This is a genomic window from Streptomyces sp. NPDC101776, assembly GCF_044766845.1.
Lineage (GTDB): Bacteria > Actinomycetota > Actinomycetes > Streptomycetales > Streptomycetaceae > Streptomyces.
In genome coordinates, this window is record NZ_JBIWMV010000017.1 from 164,795 (window position 1) to 184,121 (window position 19,327).

19 protein-coding genes are annotated in these 19,327 nt (G+C 69.8%); 4 read left to right on the forward strand and 15 right to left on the reverse strand.

What is annotated here, in order from left to right:
- Positions 1-142: 142 nt before the first annotated feature.
- From ACIRRY_RS38210 to ACIRRY_RS38255, 10 genes are all read right to left on the reverse strand, one after another.
- Positions 143-535 carry a hypothetical protein gene (locus ACIRRY_RS38210; protein WP_403982360.1) on the reverse strand — a complete coding sequence of 131 codons (393 nt, stop codon included), beginning with the start codon at positions 533-535 and terminating at the stop codon, positions 143-145.
- A gap of 147 nt (positions 536-682) precedes the next feature.
- Positions 683-3,157, reverse strand: coding sequence for a CaiB/BaiF CoA transferase family protein (locus tag ACIRRY_RS38215; protein ID WP_403982363.1), 2,475 nt, complete (start codon positions 3,155-3,157; stop codon positions 683-685).
- Between the two features lie 37 nt (positions 3,158-3,194).
- A complete protein-coding gene (locus tag ACIRRY_RS38220; protein WP_403982366.1) occupies positions 3,195-4,049 on the reverse strand; it encodes an SDR family oxidoreductase in 855 nt (284 codons plus the stop codon).
- 30 nt (positions 4,050-4,079) lie between these two features.
- The gene (locus tag ACIRRY_RS38225; protein ID WP_403982368.1) at positions 4,080-4,484 is read right to left on the reverse strand and encodes a MaoC/PaaZ C-terminal domain-containing protein; all 405 of its coding nucleotides are present in this window, start codon (positions 4,482-4,484) and stop codon (positions 4,080-4,082) included.
- Complete coding sequence (locus ACIRRY_RS38230; RefSeq protein ID WP_403982371.1) at positions 4,481-4,903, reverse strand: MaoC family dehydratase N-terminal domain-containing protein; 423 nt, start codon at positions 4,901-4,903, stop codon at positions 4,481-4,483. Before ACIRRY_RS38230 ends, ACIRRY_RS38225 begins: the two co-directional genes overlap by 4 nt.
- A gap of 61 nt (positions 4,904-4,964) precedes the next feature.
- A complete protein-coding gene (locus ACIRRY_RS38235; protein ID WP_403982373.1) occupies positions 4,965-5,633 on the reverse strand; it encodes a PaaI family thioesterase in 669 nt (222 codons plus the stop codon).
- Between the two features lie 105 nt (positions 5,634-5,738).
- Entirely contained in the window at positions 5,739-6,470 is a 732-nt protein-coding gene (locus ACIRRY_RS38240; protein ID WP_403982376.1) for an ABC transporter ATP-binding protein, read from the reverse strand.
- Positions 6,467-9,265 (reverse strand): ATP-binding cassette domain-containing protein, encoded by a 2,799-nt coding sequence (locus ACIRRY_RS38245; protein ID WP_403982378.1) that lies wholly within the window; start codon positions 9,263-9,265, stop codon positions 6,467-6,469. Before ACIRRY_RS38245 ends, ACIRRY_RS38240 begins: the two co-directional genes overlap by 4 nt.
- A 30-nt stretch (positions 9,266-9,295) precedes the next feature.
- Positions 9,296-10,570 (reverse strand): ABC transporter substrate-binding protein, encoded by a 1,275-nt coding sequence (locus tag ACIRRY_RS38250; protein ID WP_403982381.1) that lies wholly within the window; start codon positions 10,568-10,570, stop codon positions 9,296-9,298.
- 379 nt (positions 10,571-10,949) lie between these two features.
- Positions 10,950-11,417: a hypothetical protein gene (locus ACIRRY_RS38255; RefSeq protein ID WP_403982384.1), complete on the reverse strand. Its 468-nt coding sequence runs from the start codon at positions 11,415-11,417 to the stop codon at positions 10,950-10,952.
- 135 nt (positions 11,418-11,552) lie between these two features.
- Between ACIRRY_RS38255 and ACIRRY_RS38260 the strand changes: the two genes are divergently transcribed.
- Positions 11,553-12,023: a cupin domain-containing protein gene (locus ACIRRY_RS38260; protein WP_403982387.1), complete on the forward strand. Its 471-nt coding sequence runs from the start codon at positions 11,553-11,555 to the stop codon at positions 12,021-12,023.
- Between the two features lie 63 nt (positions 12,024-12,086).
- On the opposite strand, the gene ACIRRY_RS38265 is transcribed toward ACIRRY_RS38260, so the two are convergent.
- Complete coding sequence (locus ACIRRY_RS38265; RefSeq protein ID WP_403982389.1) at positions 12,087-13,514, reverse strand: SRPBCC family protein; 1,428 nt, start codon at positions 13,512-13,514, stop codon at positions 12,087-12,089.
- A gap of 59 nt (positions 13,515-13,573) precedes the next feature.
- Complete coding sequence (locus tag ACIRRY_RS38270) at positions 13,574-13,855, reverse strand: ferredoxin (RefSeq protein ID WP_403982391.1); 282 nt, start codon at positions 13,853-13,855, stop codon at positions 13,574-13,576.
- A gap of 257 nt (positions 13,856-14,112) precedes the next feature.
- On the opposite strand from ACIRRY_RS38270, the gene ACIRRY_RS38275 reads away from it, so the two are divergent.
- Complete coding sequence (locus ACIRRY_RS38275) at positions 14,113-15,096, forward strand: NAD(P)/FAD-dependent oxidoreductase (protein WP_403982393.1); 984 nt, start codon at positions 14,113-14,115, stop codon at positions 15,094-15,096.
- A gap of 60 nt (positions 15,097-15,156) precedes the next feature.
- Here ACIRRY_RS38275 and ACIRRY_RS38280 read toward each other — a convergent pair whose 3' ends face one another.
- Entirely contained in the window at positions 15,157-16,746 is a 1,590-nt protein-coding gene (locus tag ACIRRY_RS38280) for an FAD-dependent oxidoreductase (protein ID WP_403982396.1), read from the reverse strand.
- Positions 16,747-16,832: 86 nt separating this feature from the next.
- A complete protein-coding gene (locus tag ACIRRY_RS38285) occupies positions 16,833-17,387 on the reverse strand; it encodes a VOC family protein (protein ID WP_403982398.1) in 555 nt (184 codons plus the stop codon).
- Positions 17,388-17,526: 139 nt separating this feature from the next.
- Here ACIRRY_RS38285 and ACIRRY_RS38290 point away from each other — a divergent pair, with 139 nt between their 5' ends.
- Positions 17,527-18,003 (forward strand): hypothetical protein, encoded by a 477-nt coding sequence (locus ACIRRY_RS38290; protein ID WP_403982401.1) that lies wholly within the window; start codon positions 17,527-17,529, stop codon positions 18,001-18,003.
- 31 nt (positions 18,004-18,034) lie between these two features.
- Entirely contained in the window at positions 18,035-18,541 is a 507-nt protein-coding gene (locus ACIRRY_RS38295; RefSeq protein ID WP_403982404.1) for a MarR family winged helix-turn-helix transcriptional regulator, read from the forward strand.
- A 22-nt stretch (positions 18,542-18,563) separates the two neighbouring features.
- Here ACIRRY_RS38295 and ACIRRY_RS38300 read toward each other — a convergent pair whose 3' ends face one another.
- Positions 18,564-19,295, reverse strand: coding sequence for a histone-like nucleoid-structuring protein Lsr2 (locus ACIRRY_RS38300; RefSeq protein WP_403982406.1), 732 nt, complete (start codon positions 19,293-19,295; stop codon positions 18,564-18,566).
- Between the last annotated feature and the right edge of the window lie 32 nt (positions 19,296-19,327).

A 19,327-nucleotide genomic window follows, 5' to 3' on the forward strand; every position in this document is an offset into this window, starting at 1 on the left:
CGGGCCGGGTGCCCGCTCAATGGGCCGCCTGGAAGCGGCAGTTGGAGCGGGCCCCGGCCCGTGGGCAGAGCATCCTCGTTCCGGAGCGGTTCGCTCACACCGACCGCGTCGACGTCCTGCGCGGGCCACCACGACGTGAGCGTCAGCTGGCGATCGTCGGTTCCGCTGGCGCTGACCAGTGGCCGCGTACCCACGTGGCCAGGGTGGTCAGCTCGAGGCTGTGTTCGCGCAGGGCCGCCGTATCGGCGCGGAAGCCCACTGTGTTGAACCAGTCGAACATGGCGGCCATCTCCTCGCTGCGGGCGCGGAGTTGTTCGATCGGCAGGGCGTGGAACCGCGTCGTGGCACCCAGGCGGACGACCGAGCGGGGCCCGGAGACGGCAGTCCCGCAGTGCGGGACAGAGTCGTCGACCGACTGAAAACGCTGCCCCCGGACCTCTTCCCGATCACGGTCGCGTCGGCGGAGGAAACCCACTCCGGCGAGGGACACGAACGCTTCGACCACACGCTCCGGCTGCTCTTCGGGGGGACGCACCGAGCAAAGCGGGGGACTGACCTCATGAGCACGGGGACACCGTTACGTGACTCATGGTTGAGCTGATTTCGACCGTCGGGGACCACGCCGGACGCACGCGCCCTGGGGTGTCGGTTCCGCCGGTACGTCGAGCCGCGTCATGTCACCTCACCGTACGACGCGTGCGTCGCGGAGACGGGCGATGCGGGCCTCGTCGTAGCCGAGCGCGCGCAGCAGGGCGTCGGTGTGCTGGCCCACGGTGCAGCCCGCCTCCGGTTTCGTCGTCGAGCGGGAGAAGCGGTTGAGCGGTGCGAGCCGACGGTGTGCGTCGAAGACGGGGCTGACCGCGTCGACCGCGTAGCCCGCGGTGTAGAACTCGTCGCCCTGCATGTGCCGTTCGGCCGGTTCCTGGGTCACGGCGACGCAGCCGACGTCCTTCGCCGTCAGGTCGGCCTCCCACTCGGCCCTCGTCCGGGTGGCGAAGATCTTGGTGAGTACGTCCGCGAGCGCGTCGTCGTCGGCGGCACGCGCCCGGCTCGTGGCGAACCGCTCCTCCGCGAGATCACCGGGGTCGCCGAGTGCGGCGACCAGGGGAGCCCACTCCTCTTCCTTCGGCGCCGCGAGGAACAGCCAGCCGTCGGACGCGGGATACATCCGGTAGAGGGCGCTGGTCCCCCGGAAGTCCGGGTCGACACCGGGGTGGGCGGGGCGCCCCTCGTAGCTGGTGTTGTGCGCGATCAGTGCTTGCGTGCTCGTGCCGAGCATTGTGGCGACGACGTCGGTCAGTTCGATCCCGCGCCGCTTCGCGTAGATCCCGAGGAGCAGGGCCGAGGCGACACCGAGGGCGGCCATCCCGTCCGACTGGACCGCCGGTACCGTCCCGCCGGCGTACAACTTGCGGGCCTGGTCCAGCAGTTTGTTCCGATCCTCGGTGGGGTTGCCCACCACCTGCGCGTCGGTCACGGAGACCCCCGAGGCCGCGCCGATGGACGGCGCGTAGGCGGGCTTGGAACCGTACGGGCCGTCGATCCCGTAGCCGGGAGCGTTGACATAGACCAGATCCGGGTTGATCGCCTTCAGTGAGGCCTCGTCCACACCCATCCGGGCCGCGACGCCCGCCCGGTAGCACTGGAGCACCACGTCCACCTGCCCGACCAACTCCCGCAGGATCTCCAGGCCTTCGGGGGAGCGGAGGTCGACGGCGATGCTCTCCTTCCCCTGGAGCACCTTCGCGCCACCCGCCTCCGGGAACGCCATGATCGTGCGGATCAGGTCGCCGTCGATCGGCTCGACCTTGATGACCCGCGCACCGAGATCCGCGAGGAGAGTGGCGCCGTACGGTCCGGCGTACATGGCGCCCAGTTCGAGCACGGTCACGCCGGTGAGGGGAGGACCGCAACGGCCCTGCTGAGCGGTGGAGTTGGAGGGAGCTGCACCATGGGCGAAGGTGCGCAGCTCCCGGCTGTGCTCGCCCAGGCGAGGCGCGCGGCGGATTCTCGTGAGGGGACGGCCAGCCGCGTGGACCAGGGTCGAGGGCTGGCGCACCGGGCCGAGGTCGGGATCGTCCACCACGATCCTGCGTCCCTCGTGGACGAGTTGGGGGTGGTCGAGCGCCTCGTCCGGCGTGCGGAATTGCTCGCCGAAGACGTCCGGATTACGGGCGAACGACTCCTCCCACTCCTTCAGCGTCCGCTCCCCGACCTTCGAGATCATCTTGTTCCACCACTCGAAGCGCAGCTCGGGTGTCGGAAGGAGGGGAAACCCGTCCCACTTCGGGTCGGTGAGTTCGGCGCTCAGGTCCAGTTCGGCCAGCCAGGCCTGCATGAGCCGTGGCGCCGTCTGCGCGAACTGGAGCCAAGTGCCGTCCGCCGTCGCGGCGATGAGCAGGGCGTACAGCAACTTGGTCTGCGGTCGGCCCTGTTGGTCGAAGGCGGCGCCCATCGGCTGGAACGCGTCCGGGTAGCGGCCGAGGACCAACTCGTAGAACCAGTTGTACGGGTCGTAGGCGCCGACTCCGGTCACCAGATCGGACTCGACCAGCTGGCCCAGGCCACTCTCCTCGCGTTCGAGCAGGGCGGCCAGGATGCCGTGGACCGCTGCCTGCGCGGCGGCGAACGAGGCGTAGGGAGTGGTGACATAGGCGGGATCGGGGCCGGTGGTGAGCTGGTGCTTGGAGTGGAGGACACCGCTCTTGGCCAGGATCAGCGCCTCGTAACCCTTGCGGTCGGCCCAGGGGCCGCGGGTGCCCCAGCCGGTGATGAGCGCCGCGACCAGGCGCGGGTACCGGGCCGCCAACTCCTCGGCGGTGAAGCCGAGTCGAGCCGCGGCGGCCGGGCGCATCGTGGCGACGGCGACGTCCGCCCTCGCGAGCAGGCCGTCCAGCGTCGCGCGATCGGCGTCCTCGCGCAGGTCGAGGGTGATGCTCCGTTTACCGCGCAGCAGGCCCGGCCAGCCGGGGTTCGCGCGCAGCCGGCTGCCCTCGGGCGGCTCGACCAGAATGACGTCCGCCCCCGCGTCCGCGAGGAACTGGGTGGCCTGGGCGCCGGGCAGAGTCGTCGAGAGATCGACGACGACGATGCCGTGGAGCGGGCCTCCGTCCGGGCCTTCGCCGAGGTCGTCGTCCCTGTCGATCCGGTCGGGCATGCTCGTCTCCCTTGGGCGGTGCCGCTCCACGGCACGTTCAGTTGAACCGGGTCGTCGCGAGGATGCCGCCGTCGACCAGCAGATCGGTTCCGGTGATGTAGGAGGCCCGGTCGGACGCGAGGAACTCGATGGCGTCGGCGGTCTCGGTCATCGTGCCCTCGCGGCCGAGGGGTGACCGGCGCAGCATGCCCAACTTGACCTCGCGGTGCGGCCCTTCGAACTCCAGCGCACCCATCGGGGTGGCGATCGGGCCCGGCGACATCGACACGATGCGGGCCCCCTTCGTCCCCCAGGCCGCCGCACGCCTCCTGCACATGCGGAGCAGCGCGAACTTGGTGAGCCGGTAGGCCTGGAGCGAGGTCTGCTCCGGCACCAGCTTCTCCAGGCGCTCGACGAAGTCCGGTACGAGTGGATCGTCGAGCACGGCGGTGATCTCGGGAGTCGGCGGTTCGGCCAGGTGCCCGGCGGAGGAGGACACGAACACCGCGGCCGTGCCCGGTACCGCCCGCTCCAGGCTCATCCGCTCGACGAGTGTCGCCCCGACGAGGTTCACCTTCAGCAGGGTGTTCCAGTCACCCATCGACGGGGAGAGCGCCGCCACGTGTGCGACCGTGCGCAACCGGCCCCGGGACGCTACCAGTTGACCGAGTTCCGCGACCGAGTCGGGCTCCGTGATGTCGCACCGTGTCACCACCGCGTCGATTCCGTCCGCGCGCAACGCGGCCTCCCGCGCTGTGTTCTTGCCGGCCGACAGGCTCGCCAGCACGAGGCGATGGGACTGGCCCAGCCGGCGCGCAGCCGACATGCCGATACCGCCCCCGCCGATCACCAACGCGACGGGCAGATCCGGACGTTCGCTCGTCCCGGTGCGCAACTCACCGTCAGAATTCATACGTTGTCCCTTCTCGGCACCGAGGACTCATCACGTCAGCGCGAACTCGGCGGAACCGTCGACCACGAGCGCGCCGTCGTCCTTGCGCAACCGGATCGCGAGCTCCACCCGTTGCTCCTCGCCCTGCTCGAAGAGCCGTACGACCTCGGCCGACGCGATCAGCCGGTCCCCGCGGTACACCACCTGTGTGAAGCGGGTGCGGAAGCGCCGCACGCTCTCCTCGCCGAAGCGGTCCGTGCAGTACGCGGCGAGCCAGCCCGCGCCGAGCATCCCCACGCTGAAGGCCGCCGGATACCCGGCGGAGCGGGCGAGTTCGTCGTCGTGGTGCATCGGGTTCAGGTCGCCGCTCGCACCCTGGTAGCGCACGATGTCGGTCATCGTGACCGGCCCGAACACCCGCTCCGGAAGCCGGGCACCCGGTACGAGGTCGCTCACGACGCCTCCTTGCGCACATAGGCGGACGTGTACCGGCACTCGGCGCGCAGAAGTCCCTCGGCGTCGTGGAAGGACACCAGGAAACGGACCATCACCATCGGCCCCCGCCGGCTCTGCTTGATCCGGACGTCCTGGAGGCGCTCGGAGTTGTGCAGCGTTTCCCCCGCCCGGGGCACCGGACCGTGGAAGACGTACTCCTGCTCCAGCGAGAGCAGATTCCGTACGTCGGCTTCGATGCCGACCGTCGCGCACGCCTCGGCGACCTCGGGTGCGCGGACCGTCTCGCCGATGGTGCTCCAGTGGACCACCGTGGCCAGGAAGGTCGGTGGGATCGGGGCGTTCGGGTCGTCGAGGTAGGCGGGACGGGCCGCCGCCGTCGCGGTGGCGTACTCCCGCACCTTGCCCCACTCGATCGGCATGACCGCCATAGTCCCCGCCCTTCCATTTTCTAAGAAGTGTTCATTATCTTTTGGTTCCCGGTCAAGGCTGCCCGGGCTTGAGGACGATGAACAGACCCTCCGCCTCCGCGCACAGGACCCCGTCGTGACGGATCTCGGCCCGCAGGACGCGCTTGCGGCCCTCCTCGCTCACGAACCAGCCGTGCACGTCGAGTTCGGGTCCGATCGGGGTGATCGAGCGGTAGTCGGTGTGCAGATAGGCGGTTCGGGCCCGGCTGCGGCCGCCCGAACCCGACAGTCGGCCCAGCACCTCGTCGAAGAGCAGCGGGACGGCGCCGCCGTGGACCGCGCCGTTTCCGCCGAGGAAGTACCGGCCGAAGCGGACCGTGCCCCGGACGCTGAACCGGTCGGCCTCGTGGACCCGGAGGGCCGGTGCCATCGTCTGGCCTCGGCCGGGCATGTCGTCCCGGTGTCCGAAGACCTGCTCGCGCTCGGGAACGGCCGCGTCGGCGAGCCGCTCGGACCAGGCGCCAAGGTCGTCCGACAGCGCGGCCACCGTGCCGGGGTCCAGTCGTGCCGCCGCGACATAGTCGAGGAAGCCGCGCAGGCGCGCGATCATCTCGCCGTACCCGTCTCCATTCGGGCTGTGCTGTCCCGTCGCCCGGGGCCACGGCGCGGCCTTCGGGGTCCGCTCGGGCTCGGGGAGGTCCAGGCCGAGCGTCGGGTCGTCGTACGGGCTGCTGTTCCTCATGCTTCGCCCTTCGTTCGTGGGTCCCCGTGTCGCGAGACCCGTGACGATCCCTCCGTACCCGATCAACCTAATGAGTATCCCCATTGCGGGAATTCGGGAGCGTGGTCACGAGACCGACTCCGCTGCCCGCTCGCCGAGATAGGCACGCTCCAACAGGCCGGGATCCGCCGCGAGTCGCGCGGCGGAGCCGCTCAACACCGTCTCGCCGTGCACCAGGACCACCGCCCGGTCCGCCACGTCGAGCGCGAGCCGGACGTGCTGCTCGACCAGCACGACCGCCGTGCCGGTGTCTTCGGCGATCCGCCGGACGATCGGCAGCAACTCCTCGACGATCACCGGTGCCAGCCCCATGCTCAACTCGTCGACGAGCAGCACCCGAGGGTCCTGGATCATGGCCCGGCCCAGGGCCAGCATCTGCTGCTCACCACCCGAGAGCATCCCGGCCGCGACCTTCAGCCGCTTTCCCAGCGCCGGGAAGAAGTCGAGCACCTGGTCCACGGTGCTGCCCCTGCGCCGTCGTGCGAGGGTCAGGTTGTCGCGCACGGTGAGCTGGGTGAACAGGGACCGGTCGTCGGGCACGAGGACCAGGCCCCGCCGGGCGGCCTCGCGCGCCCGGCCGCCACGGATCTCCCGTCCGTCGAGAGCGACCGCCCCGCCCAGACGTGGCAGCAGACCGGCGAGGGTCATCAACAGGGTTGTCTTTCCCGCCCCGTTGGGACCCAGCAGCGCCGTGACCTCGCCGGGCGGCAGCTTCAGGTCGAAGCCGCGCACCACCGGCCGTCCCTTGGTGTAGCCCGCGTCCACGCCCTCGCACGTCAGCAGTTCCTGCCCGGTCACTGGACGACCTCCCCACGTACCTGGTCCGTTTCGGCGTGCGTCGCGCCGAGATAGGCGGTGGCGACGCGTGGATCGGCCTTGATCTCGGCGGGAGTTCCGTCCGCGATGACCTTTCCGATGTCCAGGACGACGATCCGGTCGCACACGTCGAGCACCAGCCCCATGTCGTGGTCGATGAGCAGGACCGTCACGCCGTCGGCCCGTACGGCCCGCAGCCGGTCACCCAGCCACCGGCTCTCGGAGCTGTCCAATCCCGCCGCGGGCTCGTCGAGGAGCAGCATCCGGGGGCGGCCGGCCAAGGCGCGCGCGATGGACACCAACTGCCGTCTGCCCTGGGAGAGTTCGCGCGCCGGCTGGGTACGGAACCGGCTCAGGTGCAAGGTCTCGAACAGTCGGTTCCGCAGTTCAAGACCCTGCATGGTGCCGACATGGTCACCGCCGTGCCGGGCCGCCGCCTCACCGACCAGGACGTTCTCCTCGACGCTGAGGTCCTCGTAGAGCTCGATGCCCTGGAAGGTGCGTCCGAGGCCCGCCCGTCCGCGCTGGTGCGGCTTCAGCGAGGAGATCGTCCGGCCGTCGAACTCGACTGTTCCCGTACTGCGGTTGTAGCCGCTGATCGCGTCCAGGAGGGTGGTCTTCCCGGCGCCGTTGGGACCGATCACGCCCACGATCTCGCCCGAGCGCACATCGAAGGAGACCGCGTCGACGGCCACCACACCGCCGTAGCGCACCCCGACCTCGCGGACCGAGAGGACCACCTCGCCCGGCTCGGGGACCGGTGGCCGGGCGGCCGGTGCCGTTCCGGTGAGCACGTCGGTGTCCTGCTTGTCGGCGGAGTCCTCGGAGTCGACGGTGGCTGTGCGGCGCAAGCGCCGTAGCCGGGCCGTGAGTTCGTGGGCCGGGCCGACGACGCCCTCGGGGTTCGTGATCACGGTGAGGACGAGGCCGATGCCCATGATGACGCCGTACCACTCGCCGATGGACAGGGCCCGGTCCAGGAGGACGGGCAGCAGACCGCCGGCCCCCATCACCCCGGCGACGAGGCCGCCGGACAGGGAGGTGATGCCGGCCAGGTAGGCGGTCGCGAACAGGCCGAGACCGCCGATCGCGGTGAACATCTCGGCGTCGGCGACGGTCTGTTGATAGCCCAGCAGGGCGCCGCCGAGCCCGGCGATGAACGCTCCGATCGCGAAGGCGACGATCTTCGTACGGGCGACGTCGATGCCCGCCGCCGCGGCCGACCGCTCGTTGGCGCGCACGGCGAGCATCGCGGCGCCGAGCCGACTGCGGCGCAGCCATGCCACGCCCAGGCCGACCAGCAGCAGCACCACGAGACACAGCAGCGCGAACGGGATCCGCGGATAGTCCTCACCGGCCCCGATGCCCAGGTCGATCCCGAACAGACGAGGCGAGGGCACCTTCGAGCCGCCGAGGCCGCCGTTCAGTTCGGTGTTGCGGAACCAGAACGCCTCCAACGCCACGGCCAGCGCGACCGTCACCACCGCCGCCGGCAGACCGCGGATCCGCAGCGCGGGCAGCCCGATCACGACGCCGATCACCGTCGCCGCCAAGGCCGCCAGCAACGGGGCGAACGGAAAGGGGACACCCCATTCGACGCTCAGCCTGCTCAGACTGAACGCGCCGACCCCGGCCAGGGTCAGTTGCGCGAGTGAGATCTGCCCGGCGAACCCGGTGACCACCACCAGCGACAGCGAGATCACCGCCAGGGTCAGCGAGGTGATCACCGCCGCGCGGATGCTTCCGGTGGTCGCGAACAGCACGACGACACCCAGGGCCGTACTCACCACGGCCGGAACCACGATGCTGTCGGGCCGTGGCGCCCGGCCCAGCGCCTGCTGGATCAGCGAGCCGCGCGTGGGCAGCGGCCGGCCGCGGACCACCAGGTAGGCCAAGATGACGGCCAGCGGCACCAGTTGGGCCAGACCGGTCTGGGGGAGCCACGGCCATTTCCCTTGCAGGAACTGCAGTTCCGACTGGAGCATCCCGATTACCAGGCCCGCTCCCACGGCCGGGATCAGCGCCGTGAAGTTGCCGACCAGCGCCGCCGCCAGGGCAGGCACGATGAACAGCGTGTAGGAGACCGGGACCAGCGGCACGATCGGCGCGATCAGGATGCCGGACAGACCGGCGATGGCCGAGCTGAGCGCCCAGTTCGCCACCGCGATCCGTTCCGGTGACAGTCCGCTGACCAGCGCGCCCTTCTCCGACTCCGCCGCCGCCCGGGCCGTTAGACCGAACCGGGTCAGCCGGAACACCAGCGCCAGGACGACGGTGAGTACGACGATCACCGCCGCGAACCACAGCCGGTCGCCGGGGATGAGCGAACCGCCCCAGGACACCGGGTCGTTGGGCAGGATCGCCTTGACCGACACCGCCCCCGTGCCCACCGCGGCGGCGAGCACGGCCTGGATCACCAGCATCACCCCGATCGAGGCGACTGCCTTCGCCACCGGGGGCGCGGTGCGCAGCGGCCGGAAGACCAGCCCGTACAGCGCAACCCCCAACAGGGCAGTGAGGACAAGGGAGATGACCACCGCAGGGAACAGCCCGAGCGGACCGCCGAGGTCGACCTTCTTCGGTACGCCCGGCAGCGGCACCAGCAACTCGCCCTGGCGCAGGAACGCGTAGGTGTACGCGCTGTACAAAGCGATCGCCCCGGTGGCGAAGTTGACCACCCCGGAACTGCGGAAGGTGAGCACCAGGGCCAGCGCGAGCGCGCCGAACACGGCACCGCTTCCCAGCCCCAGCAACAGAAACACGACGTACTGGCTCATCGGCGAGACCGTTCCTTCCGGCTGCTGCGACTACCGTGCGAACAACGAACTGGGATCGACGACCCGCATCTGCCCCAACTTGCCGTCGGAGACCGTGCCGGTGACCTCCTTCGCCGAGCAGGCCGCGGGCAGCCCCGGTACCGCCTTGGAGTCACAGGTGAACGTGATGCCGTGACCGGCGGGCAGGACGACGTTCTTCGCCGAGTGCAGGGTCGCCGTGATCGTCTTCGGGGTGACCGTGCCCGTCAGACCGTGCAGCGCGCGCACCAGGGCGAGCACGCCCTGGTAGCCGATCGCCGCGTATCCCGAGGCCGAGGTGTCGGGGCTGTACTCCTTCATCACCTGCCGGTAGAGCTGGGCCTCGAGGTCGTTGCTGGCGACGTCGAAACTGCTGAAGACCTGCACGCCGTCCATGCCCGCGCCCACGGCCTCGACCACCTCGGGGGACACACACGACTGGACGGTCATCCGGGCGATTCCGGCACCGAGCGTGCCCATCGCCTGGAGCACCGATGTGCAGACAGTGGGATCCGCTACGACGGCGACGGCATCGGGCTTCTTCTGGAGTGCGGCGCTCACCTGCGGAGACGCGTCCGGTGTCCCGGCGGCCACCGTCACGATCTGGAGGCCGACGCCCGCCTTGGCGAAGACCGGCTTGCCGATGGCCTCGATACCGGCCACCGCGGCCGGAGAGTCGATCACGAACGCGGCGACCTTCTTGTAGCCCTTGTCCTTCGCGTACGCGGCCATCGACGTCATGGTCGTCGGGAAACCGCCCGTCCAGGAGAAGGCGTTGGCGGTGGTGCCCTCGGAGTTGCTCGCGGCGATGGCGGTCGTCCAGGGAATGCCGGCCTGGGTGACGATCGGCACCATGGAGTCGCCGAGGCCACTGCTGGTCAGGACGACCGCGTCGACCTTCTGCTCGACCATCTGGTTCGCGCAGTCCCGCGCCGTCGCCGGTTCCTCCTTGGTCTTGCAGATCACGAACTCGATCGGCCTGCCCGCGATACCGCCGAGGTTGGCGTTGGCGTACTTCATGGCCGCCTGGGCGGCCTCCCTGGTCTCGGGCTGGCTGATCGCGGAGCCGCCCTCGTTGGTGATGAGGCCGATCTTGACGGCTGCGCCGGTGGCCTTCGTCCCGGGGAAGGCGCTCGCCAGTGCGGCCGGGACTTTCGTGCTGTCCGTGGCGGTGGTGGCGTCGTCACCGCCGCTGCCGCATCCCGCGAGCAGGGCCGCGGCCGACACCAGCGCGAGAGACGCGCGTGACCTGGGTGAGGAGATGGCTCGTCCGACCGACTCGATCATGTCTGGGTCCCAACGTGTCGGCGAGTGCCCGGCACTCGCTGCGATCAGCGACCGGCGGCGCCGCGCGGCGACGCTGCCGTCCGAGAAAGTGAAGTGAGAGCCGCGAGTGGAGGTCGAACGGCACGAGGGCCGGGCGCCGCGGCAGACCATGCCGGCCGGCGTGCCGAGGGCTTGCCGAGGTTCCACGACCGGCGACGAGACGGACCCTGCTCCGAAGCGGGGAGAGGGGCGGCCGATTCCCGCAAGGAGTGGCCGCAAGCAAGAAGAGTATACGTAATTGCGTCACGCTGGAATGGGTCGTACGGGACTTGTCCATGTAGTCGGCCCCTCTTCCGGCGTGACGCCTGGAATGAGGGGCCGAAATATGCGAGTGGGCTGGTCAGTGGCCGCGGTGCACCCAGCCCGCGTCGTGCCAGTACGTCTCGAGGTTCTCCATCGGCTCGGGCCAGGTCTCGACGTAGGTGACGCCCTCGGGTCCGGCCGTCATGAGATAGGGAGTTCCGGCCTTGCTGATCCAGAACTCGCCCGGACCGATGGTCCGGCTGCCCTCCTCCCCGTCCTTGCCCCAGGCGACATGGAACGCGCCGCCGAAGACGATGATCAACTCGTCGAGGTTGTGATGGTGGCGGGGGACCGCGAAGTCCGGTGCGCACCGCAGTCCGTTCAGGTTGAACGACGGGTCCACCTTCGTCGACCACCACATGTTCCCTTTGAAGGTCTGCTCCATGTCGACCGGCGCATCGGCCAGGAGACCGCCCTCGCTCCACAGATACGTGGGAGCGGACTGGTCGACCGGCAGCTCGATCCAGCCCTCGTCCGACAGCAGATTGAAGAACTCGATTCCCATGCCCCGATAGTGGGGACCGGTGTGGGACGTGTCATGCGTGAATCCCGTTGGCCGGGACCGGAGTTCCCGGTGGGTGGGTCCCGATGAGCGGAACCTCTCCACGACACCGTGTTCGGCCGCGCATACGGTCGCCGCGTGACTCTTACATTCGGTGACTTGGTGGAAGACGCGGACTGGGTTCCCATGGGCCTGGAGCAGCAAGGCCATCCCCAGTACTTCTGGAACGACGGCGGTCTGCTGCGGGACGCGCCCGTGGACTTCGCGGCGACGTTCGACGGGGCGATGTGGGTGACCACGAAGCCGATCGACGTGGCCCGCTTCAACCGCAACCCGCTGCGCGTGCGGCCGAACTTCACGGTGCCCCGGCACCACCACAACGTAGACGAGATGCTCTTCGTCTTCGCCGGCGAGTACCACATCGAGCACTACGAGTCGGGCGAGCCGCAGACCGTGCGGGTGGGGCCGGGGGAGGTCTTCCTCAGCCGGGCCGGCACGCCGTACACGATGACGGCGGGATCCGAGGGGGTCACCTACATCGAGACCTGGCCCAAGCCGGTGCGGGAGTTGGAGACCTACTGGCACGACGTCGGCTGGGTCCGGCGGTAGCTCGCCGACACGATCGTGTCCCGGCTCCTGGGAGCCGGGACCACGGATCGGGCGTCGGACGGGTCAGTCCGTCCAGAGGAACCGGTCGGCAACCCGGTGATGGTTGTAGATGGTCATCTCCTGGTCCTCGCTCAGCCGGTGCCCGTCGAAGCTGGGGGAGTGCATGCCCACGGTCACCTCCTTGGCGTTCATCAGGTCCTGCGTGAAGATCTCGCCGAGGTCGGCCTCACGGAAGTCCTCGAAGAACTGGGGCTGGAAGTCCCGCTTCTTGCCGTAGTCGGCGACGGGGACCTGGTCCAGGCTGAAGATCTCGAACAGGCAGCTGTCCGGGTCGAGTCCGTCGGGGCGTGCCCGGTAGCCGAACACCGAACCCTGGTTGGGCAGCAGGATCGTGTTCGGGAACACGTTCCACGCCGTACCGGCCTCCGCCCACTGCTGGGGCGTGATGTCCGGCCAGTCGTAGCCCTCGGCGAGCGACAACTCCTTGTACAGCTGGAGGTAGTGCTGACCGGCGCTCATCCCCTCCGGCACGTCCGCCGTCTTCAGCGCCTCGGCGGCCCGCCAGCTCCGCTCGTTCTCCAGACCGCGCATGTCGTCGGCGATGTACTGCACGCTCAGCGCGACACTCAGCCGTTCGTCGGTCACACCCCCCGTGCCCCGGTTGGCCGGGTCCTTGGCGACGTCCTTCTTCTTCGGGCCGACACTCGAATAGTGCGCGTGCCGCTCGTACACGGTCGTCGGCGCCCACATCCGGTTCTCGAGTTCCTTCATCGAGGCGATGTTGGTGTTCGACTTGTCGAAGCGGTACAGCTGCGGATGCGTCCCCGCCACGTGATAGGCCTCAAGGAAACCGTCCAGCGCGGTCTTCCAATTGCACGGCAGCAGCACGCTCTTGTGCCACCGGTACCGCATGTTCTCGAACTGGAACGGCGCGAAGATCCGCGGGATCGGGTCGAGGTACTCGAGGAGCGGTTTCGCCTCGGGGTCCATGTTGATGAACACGAACCCGCCCCACTGCTCCGCCCGTACCTGCACCAGACCCAGGTCGTCGTCCGAGCGAGGCACGAACTCCTCACGGTCCAGCACCAGCCTGATGGAACCGTCCAGGTTCCAACGCCAGCCGTGGAAGGGGCAGATGAGCGAACCGACCCGGCCACGGCCCCGCGCCAGCCGCGTACCGCGATGCCGGCACGCGTTGAAATAGGCGCGGATCGAGTCCCTGCCCTCCCGCACGATCAGGATCGAATGACCACCGATCTCGTACTCGACGAAACACCCGACACCGGGCAGCTCTTCCAGCCGGCAGGCCAGCAACCACGCCCGCGTGAACACCTTGTCCAGTTCCAGCTTGAGGAACTCGGCGTCCAGATAACGCCCCTTGGGCACGAACGCACGCGAAAGCCGATACTTCTCCGGAACCTTCTCGGCGGGCACATCGCCCTCGAACCACGGGACGCGACGCTCCACTTGGGGCTCAACCACTGCAGACACCTCTGACCACTCCTCCACTCGACATGCGTGTACGGCTCCAGGCCCGGCCGCAAGATGGGTCAGCCGGCGTCGGGCCCGGCGACCTCGGTCCCGTCGGCGCTCCGCACCACGTGGATGCAGTTGCCCGGGCACTCGTCGGCGGCGTCGATCACATCGAGACGCAGCCGCTCCGACACATCGGCCTGCGCGCCCTCGGGCGTCAGCAGTTCCCCGTCCTCGGCGTTCTTGACGTAGGCCAGTCCGTCGCCGCCGAACTCGAAGACATCGGGGGCGTATTGGGTGCACAGACCGTCACCCGTGCAGAGTTTCTGATCGATCCACACCCGCACCTCATCGCTCACGAGTGTCGCCCTCCTTGTCCCTGTGGACGCCGTGCCGTCATCGCGGTGGCGGTGAAAACGACTCTCCACTCGGCGTCCGGGGCCGTCCACCGGCCGTCCCATCAGCCGGGACCGGAGCCGACGGACCGGTTCGGAGCCGCCCTACACTCGCCCGGCCGACGACCTTCGAGGTCTCGTGCCGGCCCCAGCCCTCCTCGCGGCGCGGGAGTCCGCCGTCGGCGGGGCGCCCCCAACCACTCTCCCCAGGAGGTCGGCCCGTGGCCGAGACCGTGACCACAGACATCCTCATCGTCGGCGCCGGCCCGATCGGGCTCTACGGCGCCTACTGCGCGGGTTTCCGCGGACTGCGGACCGTCCTGGTCGACGCGTTGCCACAGTGCGGCGGCCAGATCACCGCGCTCTACCCGGAGAAGGAGATCCGCGACATCGCCGCAGTCCCCGGCACCCGCGGCCGCGACGTCGTCACCGCCCTCAAGGACCAGGCCGACGCGTTCGACCCGACCTATCTCCTCGGCCGCCAGGCCGTAGACCTCACGCACACCCCCGAGGGGCGCCCCCGGGTCACCCTCTCCGACGGCACCACGGTCGACGCCGGAGCGGTCGTACTGACCGCCGGGATCGGCACGTTCACCCCGCGCACCCTCCCGGCCGGGGAGGAGTTCCTCGGCCGCGGTCTGAGCTACTTCGTCCCGGACCCGGTCGAGCACACCGACCGTGACGTCCTCGTCGTCGGCGGCGGGGACAGCGCCGTCGACTGGGCCCTCGCCCTGCACCCGATCGCCCGCTCGGTGACCCTCGTGCACCGGCGCGGCACGTTCCGGGCCCACGCGGCGAGCGTCCGCGAACTGCACGAATGCGGTGTCGACATCGTCACCAACGCCCAGGTGGAGATCCTGGCCGGCGACGACCTGCTGCGCCAGGCGCACCTGAAGGTCGACGGGGAGGAGGAGCCCCGGGTGCTGAAGGTGGACGCGGTCGTGGCCGCCCTCGGCTTCATCAGCAACCTCGGACCACTCGCCGACTGGGGCGTCGAACTGGAGCGGCGCACGATCGTCGTCGACACCAGGATGCGCACCACGGTCGACCGGGTCTACGCGGCCGGCGACGTCACCGCGTACCCCGGCAAGGTCCGGCTGATGTCCGTCGGCTTCGGCGAGGTGGCGACCGCGGTCAACAACGCGGCCGTCGCCCTGGATCCGGCACTGTCCCTGTTCCCCGGCCACTCGACCGAGTCCGCCTGAACACGCGACTCCCTCTCGAAGAGACCGCCTTCGAGAGGGAGTTGACCGTACGCCTCGTGACTACCGGTCCGCTCCCGCGATGTCGACGGCGGCGATGTAGGAGAACGCCATCGACGAACCCACGGGACCGCCCGCGCCCGGGTAGATCCGGCCGGACATCGGCGCCATCGTGTTCCCCGACGCGTACAGACCGGAGATCACCGAACCGTCGGGCCGCAGCACGCGCGCGTGCTCGTCGGTCTTCAGGCCACCCTTGGTCCCCAGGTCGGACAGCACGATCTGTGCCGCGTAGTACGGCGGTTTGTCGATCACGCCCAGGCAGGGGTTGGGCCCGTCGGTGTGGGACCCCGCCATGTGCGTGATCATCAGGTCCCAGGGGTCCTCACCGCGACCGAACTGCTCGTCCTTGCCGTTGCGGGCATACCCGTTGAACTGCTCGACGCTCTCGGTCAGCGCACCCTCGGGCAGGCCGATCAGCTCCGCCAGTTCCTCCAGTGTGTCGGCCCGCTTCAGCACACCGGCGGCGACGAACTTCTCGACGTCGAACCAACCCGGAACCTGCGGTGCGACCGGCAGCCCGGCGAACGCCCGCCTGTTGTCGAGCTGGCGCTGGTCGAACACCCAGTGCGTGGGCAGGTGCGACACGTGCGAGGACCGGTGCGCCTTGAGCATCTCGTGCCCGGCGCGGTCGTAGGGGAGACGCTCGTTGAGGTAGCGCCGGCCGGCGGAGTTGACCCAGATGCCGCTCCAGACCGACGTGTAGAACACCGGGCGCGTGTCGGGTACGACGAGGCCGGGCGCGAACCACGACTCGTCGAGCAGGTCCGTCGCCGCGCCGATGTCGATGCCCGCGGTGAGGGCGTCGCCGGTGTTGCCCTCGCAGCCCTGGGTCCACTCGTCGGCGACCCCGGGCTGGAAGCGCTCACGCAGCTTGCCGTTCCGCTCGTAGCCACCGGCGGCGAGCAGGACGCCCCGTTCGGCGCGGAGGGTCACCAACTCGCCCTCGCTCAGGGCCTCGACGCCCACGACCCTGCCGTCCTCGACGACGAGGCGTTGCAGCGCGGTGTTCGTGAGCACGGTCCCGTTGCCGGTCTCCATGAACGCGAGCAGCGCGCGGCCGATGAGAGCCTGGCCCCCGATCATCTCCGTGCCGGGATCGACACCCCAGCGCTCCGTCCACAGCGGCCTGCGCACCAGCGGTTCCAGCTCGCCGAGTTCGGATCGGTCGAGGTTCTCGGGGAAGATCGTGCGGCCCTGGGGCAGGCTGCCGGGCCGTCCGGCGAAGTAGTCGGGCACGCCCTGCCAGAAGAACCGGCCGAACCGCGGGTTCTTCTCCAACTCGTCGATCAGCGTGGGCCCCACCTGGAGGAAGGCCTCCCGCAGCGCGGCCGGTGAGTCGTCCCCGACGATCGCGTCCAGGTAGGGGCGTGCGACGTCGGGGCCGTCCTCGACGCCGGCCCGCTGCTCGGCCGCGTTGCCGGGGAGCCAGATCCCCGCGCCCGAGTAGGCCGTTGTCCCGCCGACGTACTCCGTCTTCTCGATGACCAGCGTGCGCAGCCCGCGCGAGGCCGCGGCGTACGCGCCGACCAGCCCCGCGCCCGAGCCGACGACGATGACATCGTAGGAATCAGCTGTGCCTGCGCCGCTCATGACGGTTCCTCTCACCAGGTGTCGAGCATGGGATGGACACGGGCCGACTCGCGCGGAGTCGGGCCGTGCCGAATGAATCAGTGCACTCAGTTCCGGCCCGCGTTCGACGCCGCCTCAAGGTGCGCGAACCCCTGCGCGGCCTCCTCGTCGAGCTCCATGATCTCGACGAAGTGCCCCAACTCGGCCGTCATGTCGAGATATCCGAAGCGGATGGCACCGCTGTCCCCGTACTGCTTCCACGACCTGCCGCTCGCGGCGACGATCGCGGACGCCTCGTCGAAGTCGTCGACGCGGAAGCCCAGATGATGCAGCGTCGCCGGCTCGCCGGGCCTGACGGCACCGCGATAGAGGTCGACCTTGCCGCCGACCGGGCGGATGATCTCCAGGTTGGTCGGACCGGCGTTGACCAGGGCGACATCGATGACCCACTCGTCGGCGGGCACCCCGTCCACCACGACGAAGGTGCCGCGCGGGTCGTCGGCACCGGCGGGCGGGAGGCCGCCGCCCAGCGACGACTTGAAGTGCTTGACGCACTGGACCGTCCCCAGCCTCGACTCCAGGAACGCCGCAGCGGCGTCGATGTCGTCCGTCACGTATCCAAGCTGCATGAAATTACGGAAGAGGTCACTCAACTGCCGCATTCCGTACCCACCTTGCCCTGGTTGTCCCGGTTGACCACGGGGCACGACTGTCCCCCCGGCGGCAGCGGTCGTCCATCGCTTGTCCCACCAGACGGAATCGGGGACCGGTCGCGAGGTCCGGGCGTGGCACGCTGCGGCGATGACCACAACGAGGGCAGAGGCGGCGCCGGTGACCGTGGACCGGGCGGCGATCGAGCACCGGCTCATCACCATGCGCAAGTCGGTCGTCCAACTCGACTCGCTCGGACGGCTGGACAGTGCGCGCCTGGAGAACGACCCGGGCACCGGACTGGCCCTGGAGCGCGTCCTGGCGCTCCTGAACGACCTCGCCTTCGCCATCAACCGGCATGTGTCCGAAGGGGTGTTGGGCGAGGCGCCGCCGCAGACACCCACCGCCTCGTTCGGCGCGGCCGAGCGGGCCGGGCTGATCGACGCGGAGCTGGCGGCGGCCCTCGCGCCGACGGACGGGCCGCACCATGTCCTGCTGCAACTCTGTCTGGACGCGGAACCCGAGGAGGTCGCCGGAGTCGTGTCCGCCGCACGGTCCGGATACGGGGAGTACGTGCGGCAGGTCACCGACTGGATCGCCGCGAGGACGTCCGGCCCGGTGGTGTGAAGGTTCAAACGGCGGCGGCTACAGTGCGACCATGACCGAGACGCCACGCTGGCTGGATGCCGAGGAGATGCGGGCCTGGCTCGCCTATGTCGAGTTCTCCACGCTCCTCTCCGACCACCTGAGCCGCCAGCTGCGGCGCGACGCGGGCATGACGCACGCCGACTACATCCTGCTGGCCCACCTGTCCTCGGTCCCGCGGGCCACCCTGACCATGTCGGAGCTGGCCGAGCGCCTCAAGATCACCCGCAGCCGGCTGACCCACGCGGTGACCCGTCTCCAGGAGGCCGGCTACCTGGACCGCTACGAGGACCCCGCGAACCGGCGCAGCCAACTCGCCGAACTCACCACGCAGGGACGCGAGTTCCTGGAGCGAGCGGCCCCCGGCCACGTCGCGGCCGTACGCCGAGGGGTCTTCGACGCGCTGACGCCCGAGCAGGTACGCCAGTTCGCGGAGATCGGCGAGGCGATCAACGCCGCGCTCCATCGCGAGGAGGACGCCGGGGACGACCAGGAGGCACTGCCCTGGCGTCGACGCTAGGGGCCCGCCGCGGAGCGGATGCTCACATCCGCGCTGCCTCGTAGGCATCACGGATGGACGCGGGCACACGCCCACGATCATTGACCGAGTAGCCGTTGGCCCGTGCCCAGAGACGTATGGGCTCGTCCTGCGGACGGGGTTCGAGACTTTGAGGTCGAGCGGACCGGCCGGGTCCGCTCCAGTCGCCCGAGGACACTCCTTCCAGACGGTCCGCCGTCTCGTGGAAGAAGGCGGACAGCGAGGCGTACACGCCCTCCCCGGCATCTTCTGCCTCGGCCCAGTTTCCGACGGTTCCGGTGCGCGCGTCCAGGAACGTCCCGTACAGACCGTCGGTCTCCGCGGCGATGGGCACCCACTCACGACGCCAGAACGGACAGTCGGGGTCCGCGGACGGCTGCATCTCCTCCAGGCCCATCCGGCTGAGGTAGACCCGCTGAATGTCCGTCAGCCCGAGAAGGGTGTGGCCGCCGGGAAGGTCGATCTCGCACCCCAGCGCCACCAGAGGGGAGCGGGCGGAGGGTTGTCTGCCGGCATCGCTGTCGTTCGCCAGCAGCCACTCCCGCAGCTCCGCGGGCAGGACCAGACCCATGCGCGACTCGGCTTCCCTGATGCCGCATCGCTCCCCGGGCCGCCGAGCGCGGCGAGAGCCACAGGGTCGTTGCGTCCAAGCCACGCGGTGACCCGGCCCCACGCCTCTCGCACTTCTCCGGTCCGGTGCATCGGAGTTCCGCGCATGTGCGATCTCCACCCCCACAGGCGGAGCTGGCCCACCCAAGTCGCCGACGC